Source organism: Nocardia sp. NPDC006982, from assembly GCF_042869435.1.
Classification (GTDB): domain Bacteria; phylum Actinomycetota; class Actinomycetes; order Mycobacteriales; family Mycobacteriaceae; genus Nocardia.
Genome location: NZ_JBIAFV010000066.1, coordinates 1 through 3658, shown reverse-complemented (window position 1 = coordinate 3658; position 3658 = coordinate 1). Strand labels below are relative to the sequence as shown.

The following is a 3658-nucleotide window of genomic DNA, read 5'->3' as shown; positions in this document are numbered from 1 at the left end:
TGCACTCGTTCGTCCGTGGCCTGCGCCGCGACCAGGACGCAGTCACCGCGGGCCTAACCATGGCATGGAGCAGTGGAACGGTCGAAGGGCACGTCAACCGGATCATTCTGTGGAATCTGAAATGTCAAGTTTATGAGGATCTTCCATGGCGGACGCCGACGATCGGCAGTTGGATTGCGCCTGCCGCGCCGACCTCACGAGGCGTCGGGCCCGCCGGAGTGGGAACGTCAGCCAGGCGCGTCAGCAGTTTGTCGACTGCGATCTGGCCTTCTTCGACGGCGGCTTGTTCGTCGTCGGTGAGTGGGATGTTGACGGCCATGCGTTGCAGGTTCGATTTTGCTTGCAGGAGTTGGCTTTTGCTGGATTCCTTCGGTGTGTAGAAGTCGCAGCGGGCGCAGGCCATCCGGTGCGGGCATTGCTCGAAGAAGGTGTAGGTGCAGAATCCATGACCGAGGTCGAAGTGTTGCCAAGGCTCGCCCTGGGCCGCTGCGCCGCTGGTGAGGGTGTCGCGGTCGACGAGGACTTCGATGGTTCGCATGTTGCGGGCGAAGTAGCCGGCGTCGTCGTATGCCTTTGTGAGGGTGTTCGGGCTGATCTTGGCGTAGAACTGGGTCGACTGCGGCGAGCGATGCCCGAGCCATGCCTGCAGCTCGAACAGGGTCATTGGTTCTTTGGCGTTGTAGAGCTGGCTCGCGATGGTCGATCGGGCCCGGTGGCTGGTGATGTTGCCGCGGACGTCGGCGGCCGGGACTCCGGCTTTGCGGCAGAGCATCGGGATCACGGTGTTGTTGATGTAGGCCGAGGACATGCGGCGGGCGCGGACGGCGAACAGCAGATCGACGTGTTGTCCGGTGCGGCGGTCGACGAACGTCGGCTGCTCGGGCCGGTTCGCCTGCCAGGTGTCGATGGCCTGACCCAGGATCGGGTCGACCGGTTTTGTGAATGCGGTGCCGGTCTTGTGGGTCGGGACGTCGAGTAGGCAGACTGCGTCGCGGGCCAGGATCTGTTGCGAGTCACCGGGAATCGGTGTCCCGTTGTGCTGCCAGCGGATGCAGCCGAGGCGTAGGCGCGCGATCTCGTCGCTGCGTTGCCCGGAGAACAGCCAGGTCAGGGTGACCGCCCGAACCAGCTCGATCGGATAGAAGTTCCCGGCCTGGGACTGGGGCAGGTCATCGGGAGTCAGGTTCAGCCCGGCCCACATCAGTTTCGCCCAGACATCGTCGGCGATGATGCGGGGATCGGGGCCGAGAAGGGCGGCGATGCTGCGTGGGGTGGCCAACGCCCGGTTCGGGTCGAAACGCCGTGGCAGCCAATCCCATTCCTGGCAGTCCCGGAAGAATCGGCGGACCGCGGCGATTTGTCCCGCCTTCGTAGAGGCTTCCAACGGTTTGCCGAGGCGGTCGTTGAGTCCGGTGGTGCGTTGGACGTAATCTCCGACCTTCATGCGGTCCAGCGCCGCGATCCAGGCCGCGCAGGTCTGTCGGGTCCAATCGGCCGGATCGGCAGCCTCGGGATGTTCGACCTCCAGCCAGCGCCCGACCCGTAGCAGGGTGGAGCGGACGGTGCCGCGGACGCGGGGAGTCAGTGTCGAGGTGTCATGCCAGCGATCGGCCCATTCGGCCCATTCGGCCCATTCGGGTGCTCCGCCGGTGGCGCGTGCCGAGTGCCGTCCCGTGAGTTGCTGCGGCGCATCGCAGTAGCCCAGCGCGGCGACCGCCCGCTGCATCGCGTGCAGTGTGTTTCCGCGAGCAGCGGGCAGCAGCCGTTCACGGCGGATCCACTCGAATAGTTCCGTGTTCAGCTCGTCGAGGTGCGGGCTGCGGTTGAGTAGCAGCACCTGGCAAGCGACCCCGGGCAGCAGGGGGTCATCGCCGCGGCCCAGCTGATAGCCCCACCCGGCCAGCACCGACCGGATCCGGCCGATCTCACTGTCGACCAGATCACGGCCGAAGATGTTCTCGGCCAACGTAAGACGGCTGAAGCTGCCGAGCCGATAGAACGCGGCGAACCCGCCGAGCAGAAACGCGTGCGTGGCCAAATAAGGACGCACCGCATCGTCGGCCCATCCCGGGGCCGCGGCCCGGAACTCGTGCAGGTCTGCGCCGATCAGCTCAGCCCATTGCTCGTCTGTCCACGACCAGAACGACTTGCCGGTCCGCACGCAGTGCAGCAACACCACCGCGGTCGCGTCCCTCATCGCTCGCCGCCGGTGCGGTGTCCGCGGCGCCTGGACCGCAGCGGTGGCGTCGTCCAGGGCCAGCAGCAGGCGGCGGATCTTCGTCCATCCTCGGGCATTGGGGTCGTGGCGGGCCACGCGGCGGAGGTTCTCGACACCGAGTTCGGTGATCGCATCCTTCTCCGCCGCCCGCAGCGCAGGTGTCGCGTCGTAGCGGCCAGGATCGATTGGCGACCGCCAGCGCAGGTCGTCACCGGGCGAAACCGCGGGAGGGACGGCGCTCACCGCGCCACCACCAGGTCGGTGCCGGTCAGGGCCTCAACCCGCCAGGCATGGATGTGGTCCATGCTGCGGGCGAGCTTGTCGGCCAGATCCCGGCCGGACAGGTGGATATACCGAAGCGTGGAGTCGGTATGCCGGTGGCCGGCGAACGAGGCGATCGCATGCACCTCCCACCCCATCCGCGCCAGGTCCGTCAAACACAGATGGCGGGTCGTGTGCGTCGAGAACTGCGGGACCCCAGCGTCGATTGCGATGCGCCGCACCACCTTCGACCACATCCACAAACTCAGCGGCTCAGCTCGATTACGGCGTGACTCGGACAGCAGCAACGGTCCGCGGGCCCGGCTGACCGTGGACCGATGGACCAGATACTGCGACAGCAACACTCCGGTGGACGCCGAATACGGCACCACCCGCTCGAGCCGGTTCTTCGTGGTCTCCGCTCGCACCTGCAACATCCGATGAGCAGGATCGACGTCGTCGGTGCGCAGCGAACACAGCTCCTCCCGCCGCAGCGCCGCGTCGTAGGCCAGTGCCAGCATCAGCCGGTTGCGGATCGGCTCAAGCCGCGCCACGTCCAGGACCTGCATCCACTGCTGCTCGTCGGGGATCCACGGCAGCTTCGTCAGCCGCGGTACCAGACCCCGCTGCATACCACCGGCCCGCCGACCGGGCGTGTATTGCCCTCGTCCTACCGGATTCGATTGCCGCAGGCCCTCTTCCATCAGATAGTCGTAGAACAGCCGGACCGGCACCAGCCGTTGCTGGATCGTCGCGTTCGCCAACCCCGAACCGGAATCCAGCGACACCACGTTTGGGCCGCGCCGGTGCGGGCGAGAAGTCAACTCCCGCACGAACACTGCGATGTGGGCGCGGCTCGCGGTGACCGGATCGACCCGCTCCCGCTCACACAGCAGCAGATACTCCGCAAGCCCGCGACCGTAAGCATCGATCGTGCGCGGCGCCCGCCCGAGATCAACCCACATGCCCAGCCACACCGCCGCCTGCTCGTGCCGACCCAACACCGGCCACTTCTCCATCAACGCCACCGCGCTGCCCAAGCCCGTCTCCCAAGTCCGTGGTCACCCGGGGAGACATGATCACCGCCCGGGCCAGATTCCACGTAACTTTTAAAATGCTCAAACGGCAAATGTTCGGCCGCACCAAACCCGACCTACTCCGCAAACGAATCCTATTGAG

At 66.3% G+C, this 3658-nt stretch carries 2 protein-coding genes; both read right to left on the bottom strand.

All coding sequences use genetic code 11. The annotated features are described in order from the left end of the window. Nucleotides 1-130: 130 nt before the first annotated feature. Nucleotides 131-2461 (bottom strand): tyrosine-type recombinase/integrase, encoded by a 2331-nt coding sequence (locus ACFYOW_RS49375; protein WP_387299101.1) that lies wholly within the window; start codon nt 2459-2461, stop codon nt 131-133. Further along, complete coding sequence (locus ACFYOW_RS49370; RefSeq protein ID WP_387299099.1) at nt 2458-3519, bottom strand: tyrosine-type recombinase/integrase; 1062 nt, start codon at nt 3517-3519, stop codon at nt 2458-2460. Before ACFYOW_RS49370 ends, ACFYOW_RS49375 begins: the two co-directional genes overlap by 4 nt. Nucleotides 3520-3658 lie beyond the last annotated feature (139 nt).